At 43.0% G+C, this 25,457-nt stretch carries 20 protein-coding genes and 1 pseudogene; 7 read left to right on the top strand and 14 right to left on the bottom strand.

Annotated features, from left to right (window positions below):
- Positions 1-4: 4 nt before the first annotated feature.
- From HI950_RS09130 to HI950_RS09140, 3 genes are all read right to left on the bottom strand, one after another.
- Positions 5-838, bottom strand: a complete 834-nt coding sequence (locus tag HI950_RS09130; RefSeq protein WP_054027446.1) for a carbohydrate ABC transporter permease — start codon at positions 836-838, stop codon at positions 5-7.
- Complete coding sequence (locus HI950_RS09135; RefSeq protein ID WP_169083923.1) at positions 835-1,707, bottom strand: carbohydrate ABC transporter permease; 873 nt, start codon at positions 1,705-1,707, stop codon at positions 835-837. The genes HI950_RS09130 and HI950_RS09135 overlap by 4 nt, the downstream gene beginning before the upstream one ends.
- Before the next feature lie 78 nt (positions 1,708-1,785).
- The gene (locus HI950_RS09140; protein WP_169083922.1) at positions 1,786-3,120 is read right to left on the bottom strand and encodes an ABC transporter substrate-binding protein; all 1,335 of its coding nucleotides are present in this window, start codon (positions 3,118-3,120) and stop codon (positions 1,786-1,788) included.
- Positions 3,121-3,541: 421 nt separating this feature from the next.
- Here HI950_RS09140 and HI950_RS09145 point away from each other — a divergent pair, with 421 nt between their 5' ends.
- Both HI950_RS09145 and HI950_RS09150 read left to right on the top strand, forming a co-directional pair.
- Positions 3,542-5,284, top strand: coding sequence for a sensor histidine kinase (locus HI950_RS09145; RefSeq protein WP_169083921.1), 1,743 nt, complete (start codon positions 3,542-3,544; stop codon positions 5,282-5,284).
- Between the two features lie 24 nt (positions 5,285-5,308).
- Positions 5,309-6,556, top strand: a complete 1,248-nt coding sequence (locus tag HI950_RS09150; RefSeq protein ID WP_169083920.1) for a response regulator — start codon at positions 5,309-5,311, stop codon at positions 6,554-6,556.
- A gap of 110 nt (positions 6,557-6,666) precedes the next feature.
- On the opposite strand, the gene HI950_RS09155 is transcribed toward HI950_RS09150, so the two are convergent.
- From HI950_RS09155 to HI950_RS09185, 7 genes are all read right to left on the bottom strand, one after another.
- Positions 6,667-8,124, bottom strand: coding sequence for an ABC transporter substrate-binding protein (locus tag HI950_RS09155; RefSeq protein ID WP_169083919.1), 1,458 nt, complete (start codon positions 8,122-8,124; stop codon positions 6,667-6,669).
- 65 nt (positions 8,125-8,189) lie between these two features.
- Positions 8,190-9,083 (bottom strand): carbohydrate ABC transporter permease, encoded by an 894-nt coding sequence (locus HI950_RS09160; protein WP_191296769.1) that lies wholly within the window; start codon positions 9,081-9,083, stop codon positions 8,190-8,192.
- 2 nt (positions 9,084-9,085) lie between these two features.
- Entirely contained in the window at positions 9,086-10,012 is a 927-nt protein-coding gene (locus HI950_RS09165) for an ABC transporter permease (protein WP_169083918.1), read from the bottom strand.
- A 21-nt stretch (positions 10,013-10,033) separates the two neighbouring features.
- Positions 10,034-11,302 (bottom strand): Gfo/Idh/MocA family protein, encoded by a 1,269-nt coding sequence (locus HI950_RS09170; RefSeq protein WP_169083917.1) that lies wholly within the window; start codon positions 11,300-11,302, stop codon positions 10,034-10,036.
- 48 nt (positions 11,303-11,350) lie between these two features.
- Positions 11,351-12,436 (bottom strand): DUF4832 domain-containing protein, encoded by a 1,086-nt coding sequence (locus HI950_RS09175; protein ID WP_169083916.1) that lies wholly within the window; start codon positions 12,434-12,436, stop codon positions 11,351-11,353.
- A 13-nt stretch (positions 12,437-12,449) separates the two neighbouring features.
- Positions 12,450-13,742, bottom strand: a complete 1,293-nt coding sequence (locus HI950_RS09180) for an acyltransferase domain-containing protein (RefSeq protein WP_169083915.1) — start codon at positions 13,740-13,742, stop codon at positions 12,450-12,452.
- Positions 13,743-13,745: 3 nt separating this feature from the next.
- Positions 13,746-15,083, bottom strand: a complete 1,338-nt coding sequence (locus HI950_RS09185; RefSeq protein WP_169083914.1) for a DUF4832 domain-containing protein — start codon at positions 15,081-15,083, stop codon at positions 13,746-13,748.
- A 332-nt stretch (positions 15,084-15,415) separates the two neighbouring features.
- Between HI950_RS09185 and HI950_RS09190 the strand changes: the two genes are divergently transcribed.
- The 3 genes from HI950_RS09190 (at position 15,416) to HI950_RS09200 (ending at position 19,081) form a co-directional block, all read left to right on the top strand.
- On the top strand, positions 15,416-16,438 hold the full coding sequence (locus tag HI950_RS09190) for a LacI family DNA-binding transcriptional regulator (RefSeq protein ID WP_169083913.1): 1,023 nt from the start codon (positions 15,416-15,418) through the stop codon (positions 16,436-16,438).
- A 151-nt stretch (positions 16,439-16,589) separates the two neighbouring features.
- Positions 16,590-18,506, top strand: a complete 1,917-nt coding sequence (locus tag HI950_RS36645; protein ID WP_169083912.1) for an ATP-binding protein — start codon at positions 16,590-16,592, stop codon at positions 18,504-18,506.
- 404 nt (positions 18,507-18,910) lie between these two features.
- On the top strand, positions 18,911-19,081 hold the full coding sequence (locus tag HI950_RS09200) for a hypothetical protein (protein WP_169083911.1): 171 nt from the start codon (positions 18,911-18,913) through the stop codon (positions 19,079-19,081).
- A 118-nt stretch (positions 19,082-19,199) separates the two neighbouring features.
- Here the strand turns inward: HI950_RS09200 and HI950_RS09205 are convergent, their stop codons facing one another.
- The 3 genes from HI950_RS09205 to HI950_RS09215 all read right to left on the bottom strand — a co-directional run bounded on the left by HI950_RS09205 (position 19,200) and on the right by HI950_RS09215 (position 21,651).
- Positions 19,200-19,409 (bottom strand): GNAT family N-acetyltransferase, encoded by a 210-nt coding sequence (locus HI950_RS09205; RefSeq protein WP_317618322.1) that lies wholly within the window; start codon positions 19,407-19,409, stop codon positions 19,200-19,202.
- Positions 19,410-19,477: 68 nt separating this feature from the next.
- A complete protein-coding gene (gene nudK, locus HI950_RS09210) occupies positions 19,478-20,428 on the bottom strand; it encodes a GDP-mannose pyrophosphatase NudK (protein WP_169083910.1) in 951 nt (316 codons plus the stop codon).
- Positions 20,425-21,651, bottom strand: a complete 1,227-nt coding sequence (locus tag HI950_RS09215) for a MerR family transcriptional regulator (protein WP_169083909.1) — start codon at positions 21,649-21,651, stop codon at positions 20,425-20,427. The genes nudK and HI950_RS09215 overlap by 4 nt, the downstream gene beginning before the upstream one ends.
- A gap of 140 nt (positions 21,652-21,791) precedes the next feature.
- Between HI950_RS09215 and HI950_RS09220 the strand changes: the two genes are divergently transcribed.
- Positions 21,792-23,927 (top strand): fibronectin type III domain-containing protein, encoded by a 2,136-nt coding sequence (locus HI950_RS09220; protein ID WP_169083908.1) that lies wholly within the window; start codon positions 21,792-21,794, stop codon positions 23,925-23,927.
- Positions 23,928-24,000: 73 nt separating this feature from the next.
- Here the strand turns inward: HI950_RS09220 and HI950_RS09225 are convergent.
- Positions 24,001-24,138, bottom strand: a pseudogene (locus tag HI950_RS09225) (aldo/keto reductase); the annotation flags it as partial.
- A gap of 186 nt (positions 24,139-24,324) precedes the next feature.
- Between HI950_RS09225 and HI950_RS09230 the strand changes: the two are divergent.
- A complete protein-coding gene (locus HI950_RS09230) occupies positions 24,325-25,407 on the top strand; it encodes a LysM peptidoglycan-binding domain-containing protein (protein WP_169083907.1) in 1,083 nt (360 codons plus the stop codon).
- The last annotated feature ends 50 nt before the right edge of the window (positions 25,408-25,457 follow it).

Below are 25,457 nucleotides of genomic sequence, written 5' to 3' on the forward strand. Positions count from 1 at the left end.
ATTGCTACCCCTTCAATGAGCCTTCCGTCAGTCCCGCAATAAACTGCCGTTGCATGAACAGATAGAGCAGAAAAATCGGCGCCGAAGCCAATACGACCAGGGCAAACACATCCTCCCAGTTCGTGCTGTACTGCCCAACGGCTTGAAAGATTCCCGTCGTTACGGTATAGCTCTTCGTAGAGCCTAAAATAATGACCGGATTAATAAAATCATTCCAAATCCATAAACATAGGAAAATGACAGCTGAGGCAGTCGCAGGACGCAGCAGCGGAAATAATATTTTCCAAAAAATCGTAAATTGGCTTGCTCCGTCAATCTTGGCGGACTCATCCAGTTCCCTCGACAGCGTACGGATAAAGCCTACAAATATAAATACCGTAAAAGGAACATAAAAACCGATATTATAAAGAATCAACCCCTGTGGCGTGAACATCAGCCCAAGCTTCGCAAGTACCTTCACAAGCGGAATCAAAATCACCTGCGGCGGAATCATTAAACCTGACAGAAGCAGCAAATAACATACGGACAGGAAGCGGTTGCTCACGCGGGCAAAGACAAAGGACATCATAGAGCACAATACGATAAGCAGAACAACCGATACCGATGTAATGAGAACAGACGTCCCATATGCCTTAAAAATATTAAAGGATGGCGTCACTGCCGATCTTATAAAATTGTCTAGCGTCAGGTTGAGCACGGGCAAAGAAAAAGGGTTGTTCAAAATGTCCGTTCTTGTCTTGAATGCATTGACGACAGCGATATAGAACGGAACAAGCAATAACAGAGACAAAGGCATGAGGAATAGATGCCTGATAGAATGAGAGAAATTTCTCCTCATAGCAGCCTCTCCTCTCTTCTTCGCAAATAGATCGTCAAGGAAACCGATAATAGGCTTACGATAATCAGCATATAGACTGCAAGACTTGCAGAGTAGCTCAGCCGGTTGGCGCTAAACCCAACCTTGACCACCTGGTAGGCGATCGTTTCAGTCGCTCCGGCCGGTCCGCCAGAAGTAAGGATGGCGACGCGGTCGTATTCCCTCATAGAACCGGTAAACATAAATATAATGCTCATCGTAAATGCAGGTGCCAGCATGGGAAATGTAATATGTCTGAACTGCTGCCATCGATTGGCCCCGTCCATTTTGACCGCCTCATACAAGCTGCCCGGAATCGATTGAAGCCCTGCCAAATAAATGACAATAATAAATCCGGTAGACTGCCAGATGGCGAGAAAGGTAATCGTCCATACAGCCAGATCCGGATTCCCGAAAAACTCGATACGCTCCGCCCCAAGCTTCTCCAGCAGGTTATTAAGCAAGCCGTTATAGCTCAGAATGCTCTTCCAAATAAAGCCGATCGAGACGGTGCTCAGCAGCAGCGGGAAGAAGAAGACGGATCTATAAAAGTTAGTCATCCGGCCTTTATGGTTCAGGAGAACCGCAAAGCCGATTCCAAGCATATTCACGACCAGGGTTGCCACAACCGTTATAAACAAGGTGACCAGCAACGCCCGTGCAAAGGCCTTGTCATGAAAGGCTTCCACATAATTGCTTAATCCCGCAAATGGATAGGAAGGGCTGAGGCCATCCCAATCGTAAAAAGAATAATAAACTAACAGGATGATAGGGATCAGCAGGAAACAGAAGTAAATGATAATTCCAGGTGAAAACATTAACGCATAAGACCATCGATCATTTTTAAGCAAATTGTATCACCGCCAAGTATCTTAATGATGCCATTGGGATCGGGGCGAGACCTGTTGTTCGCCCCTTCTGCCGCAGCTTTATTTATTGTTTTTATCCCAATATTCGTCTAGTGATTTCATCCCCTTCTCCACGTCTAAATCACCGAGCATCATGCTTTGTGCAACTTTGTTGTATTGGTCCTGAATGCCTGCAACAGGCACTTTGCCGACTTTATTGTTCATATGGCCAACCATCGGAGGATTGTTAAGCAGCAGCTCGTAAATCTCCGTTTGCAAAGGGGACATTTCCCATTTGAGCGGCTCCTTCAAATTCGAGAACAAAGCATCTGCCTGCAGAAAGCCTTTATGGGCTTCCGGGTCGAGCATCATAAATTTAGCAAATTTCAGAGCTTCTTCCGGGTGATTGCTGTTTTTGGCAACCGCATAGCCGCCCGCATTCTCTCCGCCCAGCAAATATTGCGTGCCATCCTTTGTAGGTGTTGCAAATACGCCTACCTCAAAATCCTTGTCCGCAACGGCTTCAGCCGCACTGAACCATGAGCCCATCGGATACATAGCTCCCTTACCCTTCAAGAACTCCTGCTCAACCGCCGTGTAGTCGATGCTTAAAGCACCTTTGTTGAAATAACCCTTCTCAACAAGATTGGTATAATAACTGGCTGCTTCCTTCCAATTCGCATCTGTAAACTTCACTTTATTGTCGAAGCGATCTGCGTACCAGTTTTTATTGTCCTTATAAACGGTAGGCGATGTCATTACCGAAAACGTAAATCCAGCCGTCCAATCGCCCGCTGTAAGCAGCGGCGTAATATTTTTTGCTTTCAGTTTCTCAGCAGCCGCTTCCAGTTCCGCCCATGACTTCGGAGTAGAGGCAATACCTGCTTCAGCAAATAGCTTTTTATTATAGAAAATAAGAGATTGCGGCTGTCTGATTGCCGAAATATTGTAGAGCTTGCCATCAATCATCTCAGCCTCGTAGTTATTAATTTTCTTAATGTCATCGTCAATCGGAATTTCAAGCAATGCGTCGGCGTCTACGAACATTTGGATCGTTGCGTTCTGGACAACGTCAGGGAAGTCGCCGGATGCAAGCAATGTTTTCAGGTAGCTGTCAGGCGATCCTTCATTTGCTGGAGGTTGAATACGCTTCACTTTGATGCCAGGGTTGGCGCTTTCAAACTTTTTAATCAATTGATCGTAATATTCAACCGTCAGATTCGGAGTAATCCATGATTGAAATACGATTTCAACATCCTTGGCCGCTTCATTATCCGTACCCTTCTCCCCGCTGTTGTTAGCGGACTCAGTTGGTGCGGACTCCTTCTCGCCAGAGCTATTATCGCTATTGCCGCCGCAAGCCGCCAATACCGTAACCAGCATCATGATCATACAAAGCGCAAACCACTTTCTCATTTCGACCACCTCTTCTTCTCTTTTAATAACCTCAAATCTATTATAGGAAGATGCTGCTAAACGTTGCCACAGTATAAATTCTACTTTAACTAGACCAATTAAACTCCTTTTTTCGGGTTCAATATACACGCCATTCCGTTCTTAAGCGCACGCTGCCCCCACTGCAATTAAATGTTGTCCTATTAAAACGATTTACAACAATCGCTAGAGTAAAAAACATATTTTCACTGGAAAAATTGTATGTCCACGACTCTCGCGTTCGTAAGAATAAAGAGAAATAGCACCAGACTCCCGCCTTTCCTTGCATTAGCTGCTTACGGCTGAACAGTTGACAGCGCTTTAAATTTGTTCATAAAATGACGGTAGATGAGTTAGCATTCGCTAGCAAACCTGAATCTGTCAACACGAAGGAGCCGGCTCCATGTGGATGAAGAACTTGTACCGTGAATGGATCGGCAGATTTATATTTCGTAAGCTCAATATTGGTATTGGCGCAGCCTTGCTTATCGTATTTTTGCTGCTTGGCCTCGTCATCTACAATAACTTCTACTCGATTCTGGAGAAAAAAGAGCATGAACTGCTGACCTTTCGCACAGAGAAGCTAAAAATTCAATTAGTTGATATCATGGAGCGGTTCAACTATGATTCCATGAGCATCTATCAGAGCAGTAACATGCAGACGAGTGTGTACGAGTTGTTCCTCCCTGACAATATTCCTAGTAATATGGAGGACAGGAGAGCGGTAACCGAACAAAATCATCTTAAAAACGTGATGACGCATATGCTTTCCCGTAACCCCTATACTTCCGCAGTTATGATGTATCGACTGCAGGATGAACGATTATTTGTAGAATCACAGCAGCAAAAGTATCGTGTCAATCCCTCATATCCGTATAAGCAGTTTTTTGAATCATTCCCAAAGTCTTATCGGCATCCCTATTTCGGAAGCGCCGATCATTTGTTGGCACCCGCTGACAGCATGCTTTATATCGTCAATCCCATTTATAATCCAACGAGCATTCATCCCGATCAAGTGTACGGTTACCATCTCGTTACCTTAAATACACGCACCATGACGAATGAGTTCGATTCCCAAAGCTCGGACTACAGACTTATTATTAAGCAAAAAGACGTCTTGCTGCTGGATAGCAGGCCGGATGAACCATCCGCTTGGAACGAATCCGGTGATTTAATCTCTCACCTCTCGATTGATAAATACCAAATAGAGATTATAGGCATTAGCTACAAATCCAATTTGCAAAGCAAGCTATCGGACATCGCGGTACGCGTATTATTCATTCTTGGCCTAAGCTGGCTCGTCTGCATCATTATCATTCATCTCATTCAGCGGTTTATCGTTGGGCGATTTAACCAGATGAGCAAACACTTCAAAAAGGTGCAGCGTAATCCGTTTACTCCTCTAATGTCCGTAAACGGTGAAGACGAAATCAGCGAACTGATGCTTCGTTTCAACCGGATGACGCAGGAGCTGCAAAACCATATCAGTCAGGTGTACATAGCCGAAATACGGAAGCGCAATGCAGAGTTTATCGCATTAAAAACCCAGATCCATCCTCATTTTTTGTACAATACATTGGAATCCCTGCGCATGCAGGCCGTCATTAGCGAGCAGCCCTCTCTGGCTGAGAAGCTCTACCATCTTGGAAGGCTGTATCGCTGGATGCTACAGCCAACTGACGACCTCATCTCGGTGCAGGAGGAGCTCGCGCATACGAATTACTATTTGGAGCTGCTTATGCTTGGCAAGTCCAACCGCATCGCGCTTCGGGTAATCTCTGAGCTCAATTTGGAAAACTGCTTCATGCTCAAATTCACATTACAGCCTGTCATTGAGAACGCGATACAGCATGGCAAGCTGGAGCAATATGATGATCCTGTGATTACGGTAACGATCAAGAAAGAATCCAATCTGCTCATAATCGAAATTCATAACAACGGCAAATATATTTCCGCTGAGGAGCACAGCCGGTTGCAGCAGCTGCTGGAGATGGCAAATACATTTCCCGAGCAGCATCTGGGACTTAAAAATATTCACGAGCGCATCAAGCATTATTACGGTAATGAGTACGGCTTGTCTCTGCCGGAGCAGCAAGCTGAAGCTAAGCCCTTTCGGCTGATTATGATTTTCCCCTATAAACGTTAGCCAGCTTTCTTGAGGAGGTTTACGATGACAAGTCTACTAATTGTCGATGACGATCAATATATAAGAGAAGGCTTGAAGCGGTTAATTAATTGGAAGGCGCTTAATATTACGCAACTATCCGAGGCAGAGGGCGCTTATGAAGCACTGGCGCTTATGGAGGTGCATAAGCCCCATATTGTGCTTACAGATATTCGTATGCCCAAGGGGGACGGGCTGCATCTGATCGAGCAGATCAGACTAAGGAACTGGAATACCTCTATCGTCGTGCTGAGCGGGTACAACGAATATGCTTACGTGCGGCAGGCAATGAAGCATCAAGTCGAAGATTATTTGCTCAAGCCAATTGATGCATCAGAGCTTACTGAAATTATAGCATCCTGCACCGAACGCTTTCAGGGACAATATATGGCTGAGCAAATGCAGCGCGAGTCGTTTCAATTATTAAAAAATAATATATTGCTTCGCTGGGTGCAAAACCGGATTCAGCATGATCAGCTGCGTGAGAAGCTGAAATTTCTGCAATTGCCTCTGCTGATGAATGAACAATACCAAATTTGCATCATTGATTGGCGTGATCGGCAGGAAGGGGAGCTAACCCAGAATGAGGAACAATATCGTTCATTTGCTATCCTCAATAGTGTGGAAGAGGTGCTGCAGGAAAGCGGACGTGGAATTGCCTTTCTAAATGAGAACAGGCAAATTATTGTCCTGCTCACAGACGAGGGTAATGATGCTGACTACTTCAGCGCTAGCAATCATAGCTGGATGACTGACATTTCCAAACGGTATGGAGAGATACTGAAAACACCATGGATCAATTATTTTGGGAATGTCACCTGCCTGCCTAGTCAATTGTATGAATCGTATAAAGAAGCGCTGGCTCTTTGCAATAATAAAGAATGGTTAGATACAGACCAGGAAATTAACTTGATCTCACAGAACCCGATAACTAGACAGGTTGAACGATTTGTACAGAATAATTATAGTGCGGAGCTATCCTTGCAGCTGCTATCGCTGCACTTCAATGTAAACAATGTCTATCTAGGAAGATTATTCAAGAAGGAAACAGGACAATATTTCAACGATTATCTAAACCGTGTCAGATTGACCCATGCCAAGAAGATGCTGGCCGTTACAGCATTAAAGGCCTCAGAAATCGCTACTGCAGTCGGTTTTCTTGATCCTAATTATTTCTATCGCAAATTCAAGCTGGTGCACGGCATCTCCCCCTCTGATTATCGGTTATCTGTTAACAACCATACGGAGCATTAGTGGATTGCGGTTTCAAAAAAACTCATTAGATGCTAGCAAACACAACGGCAGCCACTTGGATCGGCTGCCGTCTCTATCTCTGAATATGAAGCTAAATCCGGAAACTATCTTTATTTACTAGCCAAAAACTCATCCAATTGACGCTGTATCTCAGCTACATATTCATCGATCCCTGCTGCTTTTAGCTTCTTAATAGCCTTCGGATACCCCGTTTCAAAATCGACAAAGCCTGAGCGTATAGCAGCTAAGTCCTTGCCTGCGACTTCTTTTAGGGCAGTTTCAATCAATTTTACTTTCTCATTATTAAATCGGAAACCCAATGAAGCGGATAAAATCGCCTTGTCATCCCAGCTTTTATAATTATCTATAGACTCTTGTGCGACATCCGGTCCAAACATTTGATAATTCTGGTTTCTAAACATCCATTCATAGAAAAACTCACTAGGGGTCAGCTTTTTGATTCTTCCATCTACTATCTCGTAATCCTTGCCTTCGACACCATAAAGTGCTAATTGATAATTTTCTTTGGATTTATAAATCCAATTCACAAATTTTATAGCACCTTCTGGGTTAGGGGCAGTTACAGGTATGCCTAAAACTTCTCCACCTGTTGCTGTGATATAACGAGGTTTATCGTCTGCCAAAAGATAAGTTTTAACTCTGGCATCCGGTGCATTGGCTTTTATTGCATCAATAATTTCCATTTCCTTACCTAGAGATCCTTCAACCCATAAGTATAAACCTGTCTGCATGCGAGAGTCTCTTTCATTATATTTAATGGTCAGATCCTCCGAATATAGCCCTGCATCATACATACTGCGGTTAAATTTCGCTACTTCCTGGAAAGCCTCCGACTCATAATAACTATATGCTTTTTTGCTATCTTCCCCAAATACAACTAAATCTTCCACTGCGATCCAGTTATATTGCTCATCGGCAAAATACCTGGTTAGAGGTTTGAAGACAATATCAGCAGGCCCTTTCATTTCCGGAAACTTTTCTGCCGCCCTTGTTGCAAACTCCTTTAAATCATCAGGTGTTTTCACTTCGCTCATGCCAACTGCCTCTAGTATATCCTGACGTACAGCTACCAGCTGATACATGGCGGATGATGGAGCATACGCAGATGGAATGCCTTGAATTTTGCCATCAATCATTGCACCTTGAAACTGTTCCATTGGCAACACTTTAAGCATATCCTGGCCATATTCCTTAATTAGATCATCTAACGGCATACTTTGCTTCTTATTAACAATTGTAGAAAGGTCAGGAAGGCCATCCCAGTATAGATCAATAGGTTCATTTGCAGCCAGCATGATGTCTTTTTGTTCCCAATACTGGGCCCATGGTACAAATATAACTTTCACCTTTAATCCAAGATCAGCTGCCATCTTCTCTGAAAATTCATTTTCAAGAAATTCAGTCATACGATCATTTTCGTCCCCAGGGTACAAAATGGTTAGTGTTTCAAGCTTCCCCTCAACCTCCTTCTTGTCACTGCAGGCTGCTAGTATAGAAATGGACACTAGCATTAAAACCAAAAAGATGAGCATTTTCCTTGTTTTCATTGATAACCCTCCCTTTATAATGGTTAATATATGTGAAGCCTAATAGGCTGCAAACCATATATCGCTTATTCTTTTACTGCGCCAGCCATAATACCATGAACGAAATACTTTTGTATAAAAGGAAATAGAAAAATAATAGGTCCAATTGTGATAACGGTTATAGCCATTTTCACTGTTTCTGCGGGCAGCGTTATGTTGCCTGAAGCACCCGATGGAATACGGCCGGAGCTGATCGCATTTACGTTGGATAAGATATTGTAAAGATAGTATTGCAACGGAAACAAATCTTTATCGTTAATGAAAATGAGTGCATTCCACCAATCATTCCAATAATTAAGCGCATACATTAAACCCACCGTAAGCAGTGCGGTCTTGCTTAAAGGAAGGGCAATTTTAATATAAATAGTAAAATAATTAGCTCCATCCATCTCCGCAGCTTCATATAAAGACGGTGAAATGCTTGCAAAATACGTACGCATCAAAAACATATTCCAAACGCTAAAAACAGAAGGAATGATTAATGCCAAAATACTATTTTTCAATCCGTAATAATTCACGCTAACCATGTACCATGGAATCAAGCCTGCTGAAAAAATAATCGTAAAATTACTGATAAAGGCGATTATATTGCGAAACCTCAGCTTTTTTATGGATATCGAGAATGCAATCATACTTGTTATCAGCAATGCGGATACCGTGCCTACTACTGTTACAAAGATGGTTACGCCATAAGATTTCAGTATCTTCATTCCACTATTAACAAATATATATTTATACGTATCCAGACTTGGAGTTAGAGGGATGATTGAATAGCCATTTCTAACAATTTCCTGTTCGGATGAAAAAGAAACGCTAAGTGTTAATACAAGTGGGTATAGACAAACGAGTGCAAATAAGCCAATAAAACAGTATGCCACGCTCTTTACGAGTCTATCTCCAAGCAATCGATTAGTTTCCATTATTAAAATAGACCCTCTCCATCGTTTATTTTCTTAGCCGATTTATTTGCTGCAGTAATTAGAATTAATCCCATAAGCGATTGAAATAATCCGATTGCAGTCGAATAAGAAAAGCCCAGAGTACGCATAGACTGGTAAACATAGGTATCTATTACCGTCACCTCGTCAATTAATACCGGGTTATTACCGACAATGCCATAAATCATGCCAAAGTCACCATAAAAGATCCGTCCAACACTCAGTAATGTTAAGACAATGATAGTCGGTTTTAACATAGGAATCGTTAAGAAAACAATACGCTGCAGTTTATTAGCGCCATCTACTTTAGCTGCTTCATACAAGCTTCCATCAAAGTTAGCCATTGCAGCCATATAAAGAATAGAACTATACCCGCTCCACTTCCAAACACTCGAAAAAATAATGATCCATTTCCAATACTTTGGTTCTGAATACCATCGGATTGGATCAGCTCCAAAGAACTCCAAAACATGGTTAGCAACACCCACATCCGTCGAGAAGATCCCGTAGAGTATAGCTCCAACTACAACCCATGAAATGAAATATGGAAAAAACATCATGCTTTGAGCAACTCGTCTAAATGCTTGATGCCTGATCTCGTTTAAGAAAACGGCAATACTGACTGGAACAATAATGCCTAATATAAGGCTGAAAAAATTTATATATAAGGTGTTATAGGTAACCTTCCACCCCATGCTGTTTTTAGAAAAAAAATAGGTGAAATTATCCAGGCCAACAAATTTGCTGCCAAATATTCCATCAACTACATTAAAATCAGTAAATGCCATCCATATCCCTGCAAAAGGGATATAGCAGAACATAATTAGCACAATAAGAGCAGGCACACACATGAGATACAATATGCTGTTTTTCTTTAACTCATATAGAAATCCTTTCACCATTAAACTCATTACATCACTACCTTTGCATCGTTATTCAGCGACTACCCTCAATTGTTCTTGCAGCTCTTTCTTAAGATGGTCGATATCAATCACAGTACCAGTAACCCTTGCCTTTTCAGCTGCATATGCCATAATATGACTTTCTACGGACCTATCTATGGAAGATCTGCTATTGCTGTCTTGGTTTTCTAAGTTATCCAGGAAGTCGATCATCAGTCCGGTATCGCCGCCATTATGTCCGCCTGTCATGGCAGCCGGCCGGATGACTGTTTGCTCGCATTGTTCAGCTATATTAGAGGTAAATCGGGTTACTTCAATAACATTTAAGCTGTCATCTCCTCTAATTTCTCCATGCTCACACATAATTTTAATCGTTCGATACATTTTATTTGTAAATCCGCTTAAATTAAAAGTTACCGTGACGCCATTTTTAAACTCAATTACGGTTGCCTGATGATCACAAACATTATTATCAGATCGATAAACACAGCGTCCGTATGGACTTGTTTCGAAAGCCTTCAACAATCCTTCTTCTGTCTGATCCACTGAGATGGTAGTAGCCGGCCATTGTCCTCTTATTGGGAGATATGCTTTTCTTGCATCGAATCGGCAATCTGCAGCAGCCTTACAGTCTAAGCATCGATCAGCGCTATTGGCTGGTGCATTCTCTTCTTTAAAATAAGTCAGGTTACCGTAAGAGGAAATCCGCTTCGCATCACTGTCTACTAACCAAGATAGAATATCCATGTCATGGCAGGACTTCTGCATAATGATAGGGCTAGCCAGGTCGCTTCTTCTCCAATTGCCTCTTACAAATGAATGAGCCATATGATAATTTCCGACGTTCTCATTATGTTGAATGGTTATTACCTTTCCAAGCTCATTGCTAGCAATGATTTTCTTTATTTCCGCAAAGAAATTTGTATATCTGAGTACATGACAAACGATAACTTTGCGTCCTTTTTCATTCGCTTTTTGTTGTATTCTTAAACATTCCTCAGGGCTCGGTGAAATTGGCTTTTCCAAAAGAATGTCATAGCCAAGGTCAAGCGCCTCCATCGTCTGCGTATAATGATCTCTGTCCATAGAAGCAATAATTAGGGCATCGCAAATTTTCCCTAATCTATAAAATTCATCTACTGATCCAAATTGTTTCTCCAGAGGGATTCCAAACTCATCTGCTGCAGCCTTTCTTCTGGTGTCATTCGGTTCAACCACCGCCACAATTTCTGCTCGTTTGCTTGCGTACTCTGAGTAGATCATACCTCTTTGCCCTGCTCCGATTAATGCTAATTTCAAATCAACTACCTCCAGCGTATGATTTTTTGCCTTAGATAACCTCTATTTCTACTCCGGCACTTTAGGGTCTTCCAGTGGATAATATCCTTCCGGATAGTACGTATCCCAAATATTCAAAAGTGGATCTTCACTTGTTATTTCGACTTTTACGGTACCTGCCTCATAGTACCCATCCTGTTCGTTGCTTTGCATATTTAGGCTGATATAGGATCGGTCTCTGTAAAATAACGCCAGGCTTAGTGTGTAATTTCCCGGCTGCATATCCGGCAACTGTATAATCTCGTTATGGACAAGGTCTCCTGTTAACCATGATTGTGTTGCAGCATGCGTTGGGAGTTCATAAGATACATCCCCTTGCTCCAATTTCACCCATAGGCTGAATTTACGGTAAATCCTAGTGCTCCCAGTGTTAACAAACCAGAATCGAAGCGGCAAGCTGCCCCGACTTGAAACGGTCTCTGGATAAGTCAGCCTACGTAGGGCAAGGTCACATCCAAGCTCTATATTGAGATTTGAAAGACTTGCATGCCATCGATATGCCTCGCGTCTAATATTTGGACCGCATACATTATCGGTCACATGAAGGACAACCGGGTAACTCTTCCATACATGTTGCAGCTTTTGTTTGGCAAATGCTTCGCAGCATGCAATCCAATTATCTTCACTGCCCTTTACCAGCAAACCAAATCCACGGCTATGTTCTCTTAAATAATGAATCAGTCTAAAATTGTGCAGATCCGCAAGAAGTGTTAGTGCATCAAACGAATCCATATAGGCATTCCATTCTTCCTTCCCGTCAGCCAGTGTCGATATAACAACGCCCGCAAGGCGACTGTCTGGATCTATATAACTCCCAACTTTTCTTATTAAAGCAGCAAAACAGTCATTAGCATGGCCCTTTACCCATAAAGGCAAATCCGGCTTGAGTACAAGTATAGGATTTATTGCTGTGTTAATGGCTTCCTTTACCTTTTCGAGTCTATACGCTCCTCTAGTTGGCTCCAGCTCTTTCCATGAAAATGAAACATAATGGAACTGACCATTTCTTGAATGATTTTCATTCCTCGGTAATGGATAAGGCCGGACTTTTATTGCTTTATACTTCTCGTAGTTTTCAAGCGAATATTTACCCATCCAATTGCCTCCCTTACAAATGGCTGTCTACTGTTTCAAGAAATTTTTCGATATCGGGAGCTGATATATATGGCATGCTTCCAATCTTTTTGATATCTTCCTTCAATACGATCATGCTTAATGTATTAAATCGGGCTCCGGTCTTCATATACTCTGCAGCTGCTTTTTGCAACGAAGTTGTTAATCGGTCAGGGTTGCGACCAGGATCAGCCTCCCGGTCTCCAAAAGCTTCATAACGCAGCATGCCGTCCCCTTCAAATGTTGGATAATTATAAAACTGCCTTTGGACTAGCACGATATTGCTTTTTTCATTGTCTAGCAGGAGTGATAATCTAGTATCATAAAGCCAGCTTGCGCTCCAGAAGCCTTTTATAGATAGCTCGGGATAATATTGGGCATAGAAATCGATTGCCATTGCCATTGAATTTTTCAGCCTGTCGGGTGTATAACCTGGCCCAGATGGAATGTGAAGCGCTAATAGGGTATCCCCTTGCTGAAGAATCGGTTCCCATTCCTTCTTTTCTATAGATGTCGGTTCTCTTTCAACGAATCCCATTGGATTAATCCGATTAGCTGTGATGCGATCAGCATTTTCGTCCCATATAGAAGTGAAATGTCCTCGATGATCAAAAACATCATTGATCCCATTCCTTTGACCATCGCTGCGAAACTCTTCTCCCGCATGCCGAAGTGCAATGACTTTTTGCGTTTTTACATGGCGAAACATGGTGAAGTGATCTTCGAATCGGTGCGGTATAAACAGAAATCTATCTAATCGAAAGATGGAACAAGTATAAAAATTCATATCCCACGGGAAGTCACGGACTTTAGAATCACCATGTGCAACTAATTTTTCTAATTGGGCGACAAGGGGCTGATGAGGTATCTTCTCGTAATACTCGCTCGGTATTCCGCGCTTTTCCAACCTTTCCATTGAAGGGGCCATACAGGCTAGCAGCAAAAGAAACGAATATAAATCTCCATATTGCTTCATACATCCCGGAGTCATATTCGTATAAAAGTCTTCATCACAGCGATTACGCGCAGAGCATATATCTTCCACTAAAAATGTGGTAAAAAGAAATAATACTTTGTCATTTTCTATTGCTTCAATCCCCTGAACCAGCAATTGCTGTGTATGCTCAGGGATTTGATAGTGCTCAAAAATATCAGATAAAAATTTTCGTGGAATTAGTATGGTCTTGTTATCCGGTTTATAGCGTTTATATTTTTCTTCTAAGCCTTCAGGCAGATAATCAAAATTGCAGTACGCAACAGACTCTTTGAAATCCAATCTAATCGCCATTCATTACTCATCCCCTCTTATGAATAGTTTTCCCATTTGGTAATAGCCGTCCGCATTTCCTTCGATCGCAAGCTTTATATTTCCGATCTCTTTCACACCGGTTTCTATGCCAATTTCTAAAATATAATCTCCTTCTGGAACATCGCTCGGTATAGAGAAGCTTTCCTCCCAAGCAATATCTTCATCCGGCAACCATTCTCTTATATCTTCTCTACTAAAAAGCGTATACGTCTGATCATTGCCTGTAAGCTTCAATACAAGCGGATAGTGATTATAAATAGGAGCGACTCCTACATTAGCCCACAAAGCAGTAATGTCCAGATTCCCGCCCGCCTTCACTTCAGAGTCATAAGTGAACTTTCTTAATTCGAAGCGGTACCCCATCTTTTTTAACCATTGCGTTACATTTTCTTTCCAAGGTTCCGGTACGATCGTTCCTTTGTTATTGAAGGAAGAAATATGCCATTTGAGCGTTTCCTGAATGATATAATCAATATCCCAGCCCTGAAGATACCAGTCATTCATATGCCAGCAAGCTTCAAATAAAATCGGTGCTTTCTCCCAAGCATCTTCCATTTTAAAATTCTGTATATTCTGAGGGTAGAAGTCGGTCATATGTGACCATTCTTCTCCATGAAAACCGCCCATATCTCCTAAGCAATCAACACGAAAGCCCACTTTGGCCTTTCGATCCGTAATAATCTTCATAGACAGCGGGTCATGCAGAAGTGCTTGGAGAGGCGTTATTTTAAATCCATCCAAATAGGCATCTGTAATACATTGAATGGCCTCCGGCTTTAAAAACTCAGTTCCTCCTCCTTCCCCCCATGCCCCTACAATCGTCAAATCGATAGAGCTTATAACGGGATGCCCGTCATACTTTAAAGCAAAAGCTTTTATAAAGTCAGACCAATAGTCAACATATCGCGTTGTCAGAGGATCTACTCTCCAAAACGGAAATTCGGGCTCCTCCGGGTTTTCCGCTCGGAACCATTCCGGTATGTCATCTTCTTCGCTTAGCGCGTACGGCGAGCAGCGTACCACTGCGGTACAGCCAATGGATTTAGCATAGTCCAATTTATTTTCCAGCAACCCCCACCTGTACACGCCTTTCGCGACTTCTATATCCTTCCAGCGCACACTGCAGAAATATACTTTGCTATCCGGATGATTGTAAGTGCTGCTGTCTTCAGTAAACTTAAATTTCTCTTTCTTTTCCCCTCTATTGTCGTACACATCACCGATGTCGCCCATTAATCCAGGTGCTGAAGTAAAACCAATGCCGGGATTGCTTATTAAGCTATCGATTATTGCAGGGTACACCGTTACTGATTTATTCATGTCCCATCATCTCCCAAACAGGAATTTTCTAAAGTAAACAGCATTTGCAATTTTGTTACGTTATATGTTACGTTATATGTGTGTTTTGTTTAGTAATCTTATGGTGCAATTATAACATTTCTAACCAAACCTGCAAGTGAAATTTACATTAGGCTAAAACTAATTTTATGATGACATAGACTATCGTCCGTATGTTACTATATAGTTTAATAGGTATACATAAGGACAAGCTTGTACCAACGTAATTTTTACGCAACAAAACACAAAAAGGCTAATGACGGTTCACAACGTAACATTGCGATCATTAGCAATAAAGGAGACTATGCATTTTTATGAGTACGATTAGGGATGTTGCTAAATTAGCAAATGTGTCCACTGCCACCGTATCTAGAGTTTTAAACAATGATACGAAATATAAAATCACAGATGAAACTCGCGAAAGAGTCTGGCAGGCTGTTACACAGCTTAACTATAAAATCAATGTGAGCCCCAAGCGACAAGCAGCAACAAAGAATACTCCCACAAACAAAGCGCACATCAAAATTGGGTGTGTGTTAAGCGTTACAAAAAATAAGTATAACGATCCTTATTTCATGTCTATATTATCCGGTGTAGAAGAGCGATTGCTTCAAGCAGGGTATAATATTGCCTTTATTCGGACTGGACCTGAATTAGATGATAAAAAGATATTGTTTAATACATTTAGTGAATCCATTACAGGCCTTATCCTAATGGAATCCTTAAATAGCGAAACATACGAGTATGTTCGCAAACAGGTCCCGCATATTGTTGGTATCGATACAGAACGCTGGGATATCGATAATGTAGGCTATGATCATTACAATGTTGCTTCACTGGCAGTAAGCCATCTTATTGAAAAAGGTCATACGAATATTGGATATATAGGTGGAAGCGGAATAAAGAGTAACTTAAAAGAAAGCCGGCGATATCAAGGCTACTATTCCACCATGCATGCTGCCGGAATGTCCGTAAATCCCGATTGGGTAATTGATTGCTTGTGGGATGAAGTTGTCTGTATAGAAAAAGTCAATCATTTATGCAAAACAAATCATTTACCTACTGCCTTTTTCGCTGCCAGCGATTTGATGGCTATGGCAGCCCTTAACAGCTTATATAACAACGGCGTCTCTGTGCCTGATGAAGTGGCCGTAATAGGCTTATCCAATATTGAAGTATCTAAGTACTCCAATCCTCCTTTATCTACGATTGATGTGCCCACGGAGGAAATTGGCATGGTCGCCGTCGACCTTTTATTAGATCGAATAAATGGAAATACACTGCTGCCGAAAAAGGTTATTTTACCTACACACTTGGTCATACGCAGTTCAACTTAAACAAAAATCACACACATCTGTTTCAATTTTTAGTGAAATGGTTAATTAATATAGTTACATCTATTATCAAATCCTAGAATGGTATAAGTATAAAACGCTCTCACGTTGGATCGAGGATTAAGCCAAATAAAAAAGCATATGGAGGCCAACCGTGCATCGAGTCAATCTAGACCCTAACTCTTTTAATGAACAGGTATTTAAGCATGCTTCCTTTGGAATTGCTCTTGTAGCAGTAGATGGATCTATCCTCACAGTGAATCCTGCTATCACTAAAATTTTAGGATACTCCAAGAAGGAATGTCTTACCCTTAAATTTGGCCAGCTCTCCCATCCTGATGATCCCATACAGGGAATCGAAGATGTTGAACATTTAATGGGAGACGCAAAATCGGAAATTCAGATCGAGAATCGATGCGTCGGTAAGCATGGCAAGATCCTGTGGGCACTCATATCCATTCGGGTTTTCAGGGACGATGCCGGAAAGCCGCTGTACTATCTTTTACAACTCGTTGACATTTCTAGTCAAAAAGAATCGGAGCAGAAGCTTCAGGAAACGGTTGAACGGTATACTTCTCTCAAAAAGTATAATCACGATGCCGTCATCTCGCTGGATCTGCAGGGTAGAGTTATTAACGCCAACAATATGGCCGAATCGCTTACGCGCTATAACGTTCAAACCGAGTTAATCGGTATGGAGCTCGCACTCTTAATCGGTCAAGCCAATGTCACCCGGATTATCGAGAACGCACTTCACGACACCACGGTTGAACAAGATATTACTTATTTGATGATCAAAGGAGGCGAAACGGTAGATGTGCTTACTAGTATCGCCCCTATTTTCGTGAATAGGCAAAACATTGGCTTTTATTTGATATGCAAAGATATTACGGAACAAAAGCAGTTACTCATTGCCAAGGAATCAGCGGAAAATACCAACAAAGCTAAAAGCGAGTTTTTGGCCATGATGAGCCATGAAATCCGAACGCCGATGAACGGTGTAATCGGGATGACGGATCTGTTGCTAGAGACAACCACCTTGGATGAAGAGCAGCGGAGCTACGTTGAGATTATTCGCACAAGCGGGGATACGCTTCTTGGCATCATTAACGACATCCTGGACCTGTCTAAAATCGAGGCAGGAAAGAGCGAATTGCAAGAAATGACTTTTGAGCTTCGAAACTGTATAAGCGACACCTTTACGGTTATCTCCCCAAAAGCTGTCGAAAAGAATCTGGAATTGACCTGTACGATCGGACACGATGTACCCGAATTCATCTATGCCGATGCGGACCGTCTTAAGCAGGTCCTTCTCAATCTTGTTGGCAATGCGGTGAAGTTCACACCAAGCGGCTCGGTCTCGGTGTCCGTAAGAAAAGTAATCAAGGAATTTCAAGATCCCCTTCTTGCCATTACCGTATCAGACACCGGAATCGGCATCCCGCCGGAGAAGTTATCTGATATCTTTGAGCCCTTTACCCAGCTCGATCATTTTATGACCCGGAAGCACGAAGGGACGGGTCTCGGTCTTGCGATCAGCAAAAGAATTGTTGATCTTATGGGCGGCGAGATTCATGCGGAAAGCGACGGCAAGCACGGTTCTACCTTTACGTTCCATATTAGGTACGGAGCGCAAACTCAAGCTCAGCAGGGCAGCTCATCAGATGCCAAGATCGCTAGTAATCGGAATGCGAAGATCCTGCTAGCGGAAGATAACCCAACCAATCAATTGGTGATTACCAAAATGATTGAAAGTCTGGGACATACCGTAACGATTGTTGAGAACGGGCGGCATGCGGTCGAAGTGGCTGTTCATAACCACTTTGATTTGATTCTGATGGATCTCCATATGCCTGTAATTAATGGGGTAGACGCTACCATAGCTATCAAAAAAAAACTGCATCCAAACCAGACCCCTCCAATTATCGCCATTACTGCAAATGCCCTAAAAGGCGATCGAGAAAAATGTCTAGCAGCAGGGATGGATGATTACATCAGCAAACCAGTTAGAAGAGATGTCATTCTTAAACTGCTAACCCAATATCTCAGCTACAATAAAACCTACAGTTAACGATAGTTTCAAAGAAAACGGCTCGGGTATGACCTCTCTTTAATGCCGCTATCGTCGGCAAAATTTATTCTGTATATCCAAGAACTTGGAGACCTGATGCTTGAATGAGATTACATATTTAAAATGAGTAAGGGAGACAATGTAATTTGAATTTAAAAACAAGGAGGTTGAATATATGTCTCGAGAAAACAATCCGCAGAAAAAACCAAGCCCAGGCAATAACAAAGACTCAGAGGTAGCTGAATCAAAAAAAGCTAAAAAATAAACGACAAAACTGGCATTGAATATGCCAGTTTTTTAATACTCATACAAACTGCTGTGTCGAGAATGCCTGCATATATTTTAGTTAGGATACGCACAATAAAATGTATGCAAGCAAAATATAAAAGGAGGCTTATTCCGATATGACAAATAACGAGAACCAAAAAAATAATAAGCATGAACGTACAGATAATAATGGGCAAAGACAGAATAAAGTTCATGGCGGTGAATTTCGTAATGGACGACTGAGCCAGATAAAGAATAATAACCCGAATGGCGAAAATGTGCCTAATGAGTTTATTAGTGAACAATAATATACCAGGTTTTATATAAAGTTCAACCCTTTACTGTTAATCTTAACAAGCTATTAGCAGGCATAGCTTAATAAAATGAGCAGGCCACCGAAGCGCCTGCTCATTCATGTTCTGGTTTTTAATCTAGAGCTAATTTCATACCTTCGTGACTAGATACAAACCCTAGTCGTTCATAGAATCGATGAGCATCATTGCGTTTTTTATCCGTTGTTAATTGAACTAGTCCACAGCCGTATGCCTTTGCGGAATCAATGGCGTGGCGAAAGAGAGCTTCCCCCACACCCTTTCTACGATATGCTTTGTCCACACGTACACCCTCTCTGAGCACGTGTCATTCCTAATCGAGCAAGTCCAGGTATGAATGTCAGTTGAAGACAGCCGATGGCTCCTGATTGCCTAAGACAACACCGGAATTTCACTTAGATCGCGGTATATCCTTTTGCCCAATGCCTCACCCGTTTTAACCATCTCATCAGCTCCCTTGGACGGTCCTCCTATTCTAAGTACCGCATCGCAGTGGGATAACAGTCGAACTGCCGATGAATGAAACATGCGGTTGAAAATCTCATCACCGATCCGCTTTGACCCAGCCGTTTCCATTAAGGAAAGGGCATACCACTCACCGAGAACAGGCATATGTCCTATTTCATAAACACGTAGTGCCGTTTCATTCATTAGCTGCAAATTGGCCTCGATTAGCATCGAATCATCCCCCGTGTTGGAACGGTAAGGCCCCGCTACCAGAATATGCTGAGGCTTGCTCATAGGCTGAAGCAAACCGTGAAGCTGGGCATGCTGGAGCAGCATAATCGTTTTTGCATCTCGTATTTCACCGTTTTCCACCATATCCAGCGCTTGCCCGAAAGGCAGCTCCAGCACTTCGATCTCCTCCTGTTCTTTTTCTGCGCCTCCGCCCAGGCCCGTTTGCATATGCGAGGCATATTCCGCTACAAAGAAATATAATATTTCCGTGACCGATCCCGGAGACATGTAAGCCTCCCCAACCTTGTGAACGTTAGTCACCCGAAATCCGGTCTCTTCCTCTGTTTCACGGCGAATGCAATCCTCCGGTGAGTCCTTATCCAGTAGTCCGGCGCAAGCCTCGATAAGTATCCCGGTTTCATTACCATTCATATAAGTCGGCATACGAAATTGCCGGGTCAGAATGACGGTTTGCTTTTCCCGGTTATACAGCAGAATCGCAGCGCCGTTACCGCGGTCATACGCTTCTCTGGCTTGCGTTTCCCAGCTGCCGTCGCGTTTTTGATACTTGAAGGTCATTTTCTTCAACACATACCAATTATTCGATAGAATCTCTTCTTTCACCAATTCAATGTTCGGTTTCATAAGTATTTCTCCTTATCCTCATACCTTTTTTTGGCTCTAAAGAATCCCGAATCCTTCGTAATGTAGAGACTTCCTTTTTCCGCTATCTTATCCCGCAAATAAGTTGTGAACTGTTCGAGCTTCGCGCCGACAAGAACCTTCCTTGCGTTCATCGGCGTTGAAGTAATGTATTGGATGAGAGGCTGCTCATCGTTAATCTTCATGTAATCCTCAAAGCGGGCCTGTTCGATTTCCGTAAAATAGTCCTGCAGCATTTCTCTGCCATTATCCAGATGATAACGCTCCATCACAGGATCCAATACCTGAATATGTGGATCGAAAGCTTGAGTCAACTGCTCGATTTCTTGCAAATGGCTCTTGCTCATCGTTGAGGTGTACAAGCATCCGCCAGGCTTTAGAATACGGTGCATCTCCGATACGGCCCGGTCAATATCGAGCACATGATAGAGCATGTGATTAGCAATTACGATATCGAACTCATTGTCGTGATAAGGAATCGCCTGGGCGTCCGCAATCAGTAATTTGAACCGTCCGCTGTGCGCCCCCAAACTCATCTTGGCTTCCTCTAGCATCCCTGGCGACAGATCCGTAAGCGTGATGCTCCAGGTTTCGGGGATGAGGTCCGCATTTCTTCGCCATAATGCTGCATCACCGCAACCGAGCTCCAGTATTTTTAGACCGGGAGACGAACCCAGCTGCTCAAAGAACCACCGGTGCCATCCGATTTTGTTCCAACTAAACTGATCGTACAGCTGTATTCTCGCCTGCAGCCGAAACGCGTTATGGTACTGCTCGCTCCAATCCTTTTCCTTATGAATCGTTTGGATGATGAGCGCTAAACCTTCCCAATCCACTTCCTTTCCCTGCTCATCCACCATATTCAGCGCTTCTTCAATCGTTTTAGATACGTACAGCATATGAGCAATCTTGTGCTGGATGATGTCTTTTTGCATCTTCAATGAGCTTCTCAGATCTCGTTCAGGGGCGGTATCGTTCAGGATGATTTGACTGATCTCGGATAGGGATAACCCGATGTACTTAAGCATTTGGATCTTTTGCAGCCGTGCCACATCTTCTTTACTGTAGAGACGGAAGGAAGCATCGTTGTATTTTGCAGGCTTTAGCAAGCCAATCTTGTCGTAGTAGCGGAGCGTTCTAGTAGTCATCCCTGTTCGCTGCGCCAGCTGACCTGTGGTCAAATATTGGAGTTCCCCTGGCTTCAAGCACTCGTCCTCCTTTCGTGATTTCTATTATATCTGGTGACGTTACGTCACCTTCAAGGGAAATTAAAAATATTCAAAACGCGAACTAAATGGTATATTATTACTCGAAATGAATAATTAGTGAAATGAAGGAGGATGTCATGAAAACGTTTCGATTAAGAATGCCGAACTTGCTCATTATAAGCTTTTTGATGATGCTTTTCATTCCCCAGTTTGCTTATGCGCAAGAGAGCGGAGACATACGGGAAGCAGCCGATCCATCAACGATTATCGGTGGGGTTAGTCCGGCAGACGGCGCAATGATTACCGAGAGCTTTACGATCATCAGCTTTGCACTTGGGATTCCACTAGCAGATACGGGCTCGATCAATATTATAGTTGATGGCCAACAGCTTATTGAACCGAATTATTTGCATGGTATGGTGTTTACCTATTGCTCTAATTTGCAAGAAGGCAAACACTCCTTAATCATTCGTGTCTTAGATCATGATAGGAATTTATTGCAGGAATACAGCGGAAGCTTCAATGTGCAGCTTTCGTTATGGCAAGACAGCATCTTGGAAGCCTCGAATATCGAAGCGACTTCACTCCGTTTATCGTGGACGCCCGCTAAAGAGAGCTTGGGTTACAGAATATATGGAAATAGCATACTCTTAGGTGCAGTGAAAGGAAATATAACCTCATTTGATGCAACGGATTTGTGGCCAAATACGGCATACACCTTTAAGGTGGAAGCGGAGCGCTCTGACGGCAGTTGGACGACGGATGGTCCTGCCATTTCGGTCTCAACATTCCCTCAGGATCGTTCTAATCCGATTATCGAATCGGTGTCACCTGCTGATGGCGTTGAATTAACGTCGGCCTGGCCGAAGATCACGGCCAAAGTATATGACGAGGACTCAGGCATCAATCTTAGCATGAGTATGGTTGGAGTCGACGGTAGAATTGTGCCGTTCAGCTACGACGAAGCCTCTAAGACGCTCTCCGCAATTCCGCCCAGATTGCCAAGCGGCACACATTCCCTTCTGATCTTTGTCACGGATCACGACGGTAATCAAACGAGGTACACGACCAGTTTTACCGTAAAATATGAAGCAGTAGCACCATTCATCGAATGGAGCAATAAGATTCATGCCGCGCTTAACGCAGGTGATCCGGCAGATGTAGAAGATGTGCGCAGGCTAAGCGCTGAATTTGCCGAACTGGACGACATAACCGACCAGTCCTTGATTGATCCGATCTGGAACAAAATCAAAATCAAGCTGCCTGCATCTGTTGACCAGGCCCAGTTGAAAAAGAAACTGTTTCATATCATTTTGTCGATTGGTTCGCTCCCCTATGATCAACAGGAATCCGGCTTAGAAGCTATCTTGTCTGATCCCGAATTTGTGCAGACACTGCAAACTATAGCAGCCGCAGGCGGAGAAAAGAACCTGACGATGGAGGATATTCTTACGTTCATGTTCGGGGATGGCGTCAGTCTCAGAGGTATCGAAGGCCATGTGCACTATTATCTATCGGAATTGTCTCCCATCGAACGATTTGCCCTTCTGGGAGATAATCAGAAAATGATGGACGTCCTGATGAAAGCAATAACGAATCAGCTTAGCCAAACGAGCTATTACAAAATCAGCTCGATTTTGAGAAATTTAAACGTCACTTCTCAAGATGTTCAATCGACGTTACTGAAATTCCAGCAAAAACTGAAACATGACGGACCGGCTGTTCATGCATGGACAGCTGCTTATATCCGCTCAATGGCGCAGTTATCGGTTAAAGTTAGCAACCAAGGCTATCAGCACCATTACAGTTTGAAAGTCGCTTCCGTTGATATTCCGCCGCAAGCATTATTATGGAAGAAGGTATCCGGAAGCGCTCTTTTCAGTATTACGCCAGACGGCGTCGCGTCCATTCCGGAAGAGGCGTATATTGCAACCGCTGTTATTCAAGCGGCGATCGTCAACCCATCTAACGAATCGAATAAAGTTATTTTCCAGAAAGAAGTGACCATAGTCGCCGACAAAGACCCAACCGTAATTTTCCAGAGCATTATGCATGCTTTTGAAAGCAAGCTGGTTATCGTACAAAGTAAGCTTAACGTTGCGACAACGCACAAAGAGCAAACGCAGCTGATGCTGGACTTGATGAATGCAGGGAAAGAGGCCACCAAACAAATAAAATCGTTAAACATAACCGAAGCAGTCAAATCGGATGCCCTCGACACCATCACAAACAAGATTGTACAAGCAGCGAGCAGCTTGCTGATCGTCTACTAAGGTGCTGCGCCTGCCACTAATACTGAAAACAAGAGGAGCAGCTACCGTAGTAGCTGCTCCTCTTTCCTTCTTCTTACAATTCTAAAATAGGTTCGATCCGCTCAATAACATCCGCGCTCGACACATTCGGCTGCCGCAAAATCCAGGAAAGCGCCAATTGGCCAACCGTCAGCTCAAGCTCGGAGGCCACTTTGCCCAGCTCTCGCACTTTTCCGCAATCGCATGCGCTTCCACCATTTGAGCGGTTATTTGAGAACAACGCAGAAAACACTTGTATATGCGAGTAACATAGGGAGCATTTTGAATCCGGCTGAAATGGCTGTTTAGGCCCATTCCACTTGTTTCGACAAGTCGGATAAAATAGGAATAAGTTGAGGTAAAGGGAGAAGATTACGCATTGGAAAACAAAACTACACGAAGCAACAAACGTTCAAAGGGAAGCTTGGCGTCATTTAAGAAAGCAACGTTATCACTTTATCTGGCCGTCGTCATCATTCTCGTAGCCACCTGCGGAATACTGTACAGCAAATATACGAATCTGGTCGATACCAATCTTCAAACAGCGGCTGCTGAGCAATCTGAAACCAATAATCAGTCTGGAAATAGCGATGCCTCTAATTCTGATTCGTCAAACTACGGGCAAAATGGAAATGAATCAATAGCTGATGAGCCAGTACCTGCCGGCACCGTCGACGCTGAAGAAACGCAAGAACCTACTGAGGTAATTGCGGGGAACACGAAAATCCCCGAGCCTACAGCAACCGAATCACCGGTGAAAAACATAGATGAAGCGGTAACAACCGTTCCGAAACAGGCGGAAAAACCAAGCCACGAACAGCCGGAGAGCAACAACAAGCCAACTGATAAAAGCCAGGGCGTAAAATTGCCTACAACCTATGTGGTCCAAAAAGGCGATACCCTGCGAGCAATATCAGAAAAATTTTACCAAACCAAGGACCATTACGCGCTGCTTGCTGAGCATAACCACATTTTTTTTATTAACGATATGAAAGCCGGCGACACGCTTACCATTCCTGCGTTGTTCTCAGGGAACGATTCAACAAGCGGCAAGCCTCAAGAAACCAAAGATTATTCCAAGATTACACTGCCGGCAACCTATTTAATTCAAGCTGGTGATACCCTCTCCGGTATTTCCAGAATGTTTTATAAATCAGCAGAGTATGTGGATTACATTGCAAGTGAAAATAAACTGGACAAAAACGAAGGACTGAAGGCCGGAACCAACCTTGTCATCCCTTCTCTTAAGAACTACACGCCAGATAAAAACATCGGCTCTGGGGACAACTCGACGGAATTTGAAGCAACCGAGCATACCGTGCAAAAGGGCGAGACGCTCTACAGCATTTCCAAAACCTACTACGGCACGACCAAACACGCCATGTTCATTGCGGACTACAATCATATTTTCGATATTGATCAGGTAAAAGCAGGCACTGTACTGAAAATTCCTAAGTCATAATCAATTTAAAAAGAGAGCTGCCGCCAAGCGAGGCCGCTCTCCGCTCTTCT

Source organism: Paenibacillus sp. PL91 (assembly GCF_012935325.2).
Lineage (GTDB): Bacteria > Bacillota > Bacilli > Paenibacillales > Paenibacillaceae > Pristimantibacillus.

Excerpts from the sequence above, each read along its gene's own strand:
- HI950_RS09130 (WP_054027446.1), bottom strand. The coding sequence starts at position 838 with ATGAGGAGAAATTTCTCTCATTCTATCAGGCATCTATTCCTCATGCCT.
- HI950_RS09140 (WP_169083922.1), bottom strand. The coding sequence starts at position 3,120 with ATGAGAAAGTGGTTTGCGCTTTGTATGATCATGATGCTGGTTACGGTA.
- HI950_RS09145 (WP_169083921.1), top strand. The coding sequence starts at position 3,542 with ATGTGGATGAAGAACTTGTACCGTGAATGGATCGGCAGATTTATATTT.
- HI950_RS09150 (WP_169083920.1), top strand. The coding sequence starts at position 5,309 with ATGACAAGTCTACTAATTGTCGATGACGATCAATATATAAGAGAAGGC.
- HI950_RS09155 (WP_169083919.1), bottom strand. The coding sequence starts at position 8,124 with ATGAAAACAAGGAAAATGCTCATCTTTTTGGTTTTAATGCTAGTGTCC.
- HI950_RS09160 (WP_191296769.1), bottom strand. The coding sequence starts at position 9,083 with ATGGAAACTAATCGATTGCTTGGAGATAGACTCGTAAAGAGCGTGGCA.
- HI950_RS09165 (WP_169083918.1), bottom strand. The coding sequence starts at position 10,012 with ATGAGTTTAATGGTGAAAGGATTTCTATATGAGTTAAAGAAAAACAGC.
- HI950_RS09175 (WP_169083916.1), bottom strand. The coding sequence starts at position 12,436 with ATGGGTAAATATTCGCTTGAAAACTACGAGAAGTATAAAGCAATAAAA.
- HI950_RS09180 (WP_169083915.1), bottom strand. The coding sequence starts at position 13,742 with ATGGCGATTAGATTGGATTTCAAAGAGTCTGTTGCGTACTGCAATTTT.
- HI950_RS09185 (WP_169083914.1), bottom strand. The coding sequence starts at position 15,083 with ATGAATAAATCAGTAACGGTGTACCCTGCAATAATCGATAGCTTAATA.
- HI950_RS09190 (WP_169083913.1), top strand. The coding sequence starts at position 15,416 with ATGAGTACGATTAGGGATGTTGCTAAATTAGCAAATGTGTCCACTGCC.
- HI950_RS09200 (WP_169083911.1), top strand. The coding sequence starts at position 18,911 with ATGACAAATAACGAGAACCAAAAAAATAATAAGCATGAACGTACAGAT.
- nudK (WP_169083910.1), bottom strand. The coding sequence starts at position 20,428 with ATGAAACCGAACATTGAATTGGTGAAAGAAGAGATTCTATCGAATAAT.
- HI950_RS09220 (WP_169083908.1), top strand. The coding sequence starts at position 21,792 with ATGAAAACGTTTCGATTAAGAATGCCGAACTTGCTCATTATAAGCTTT.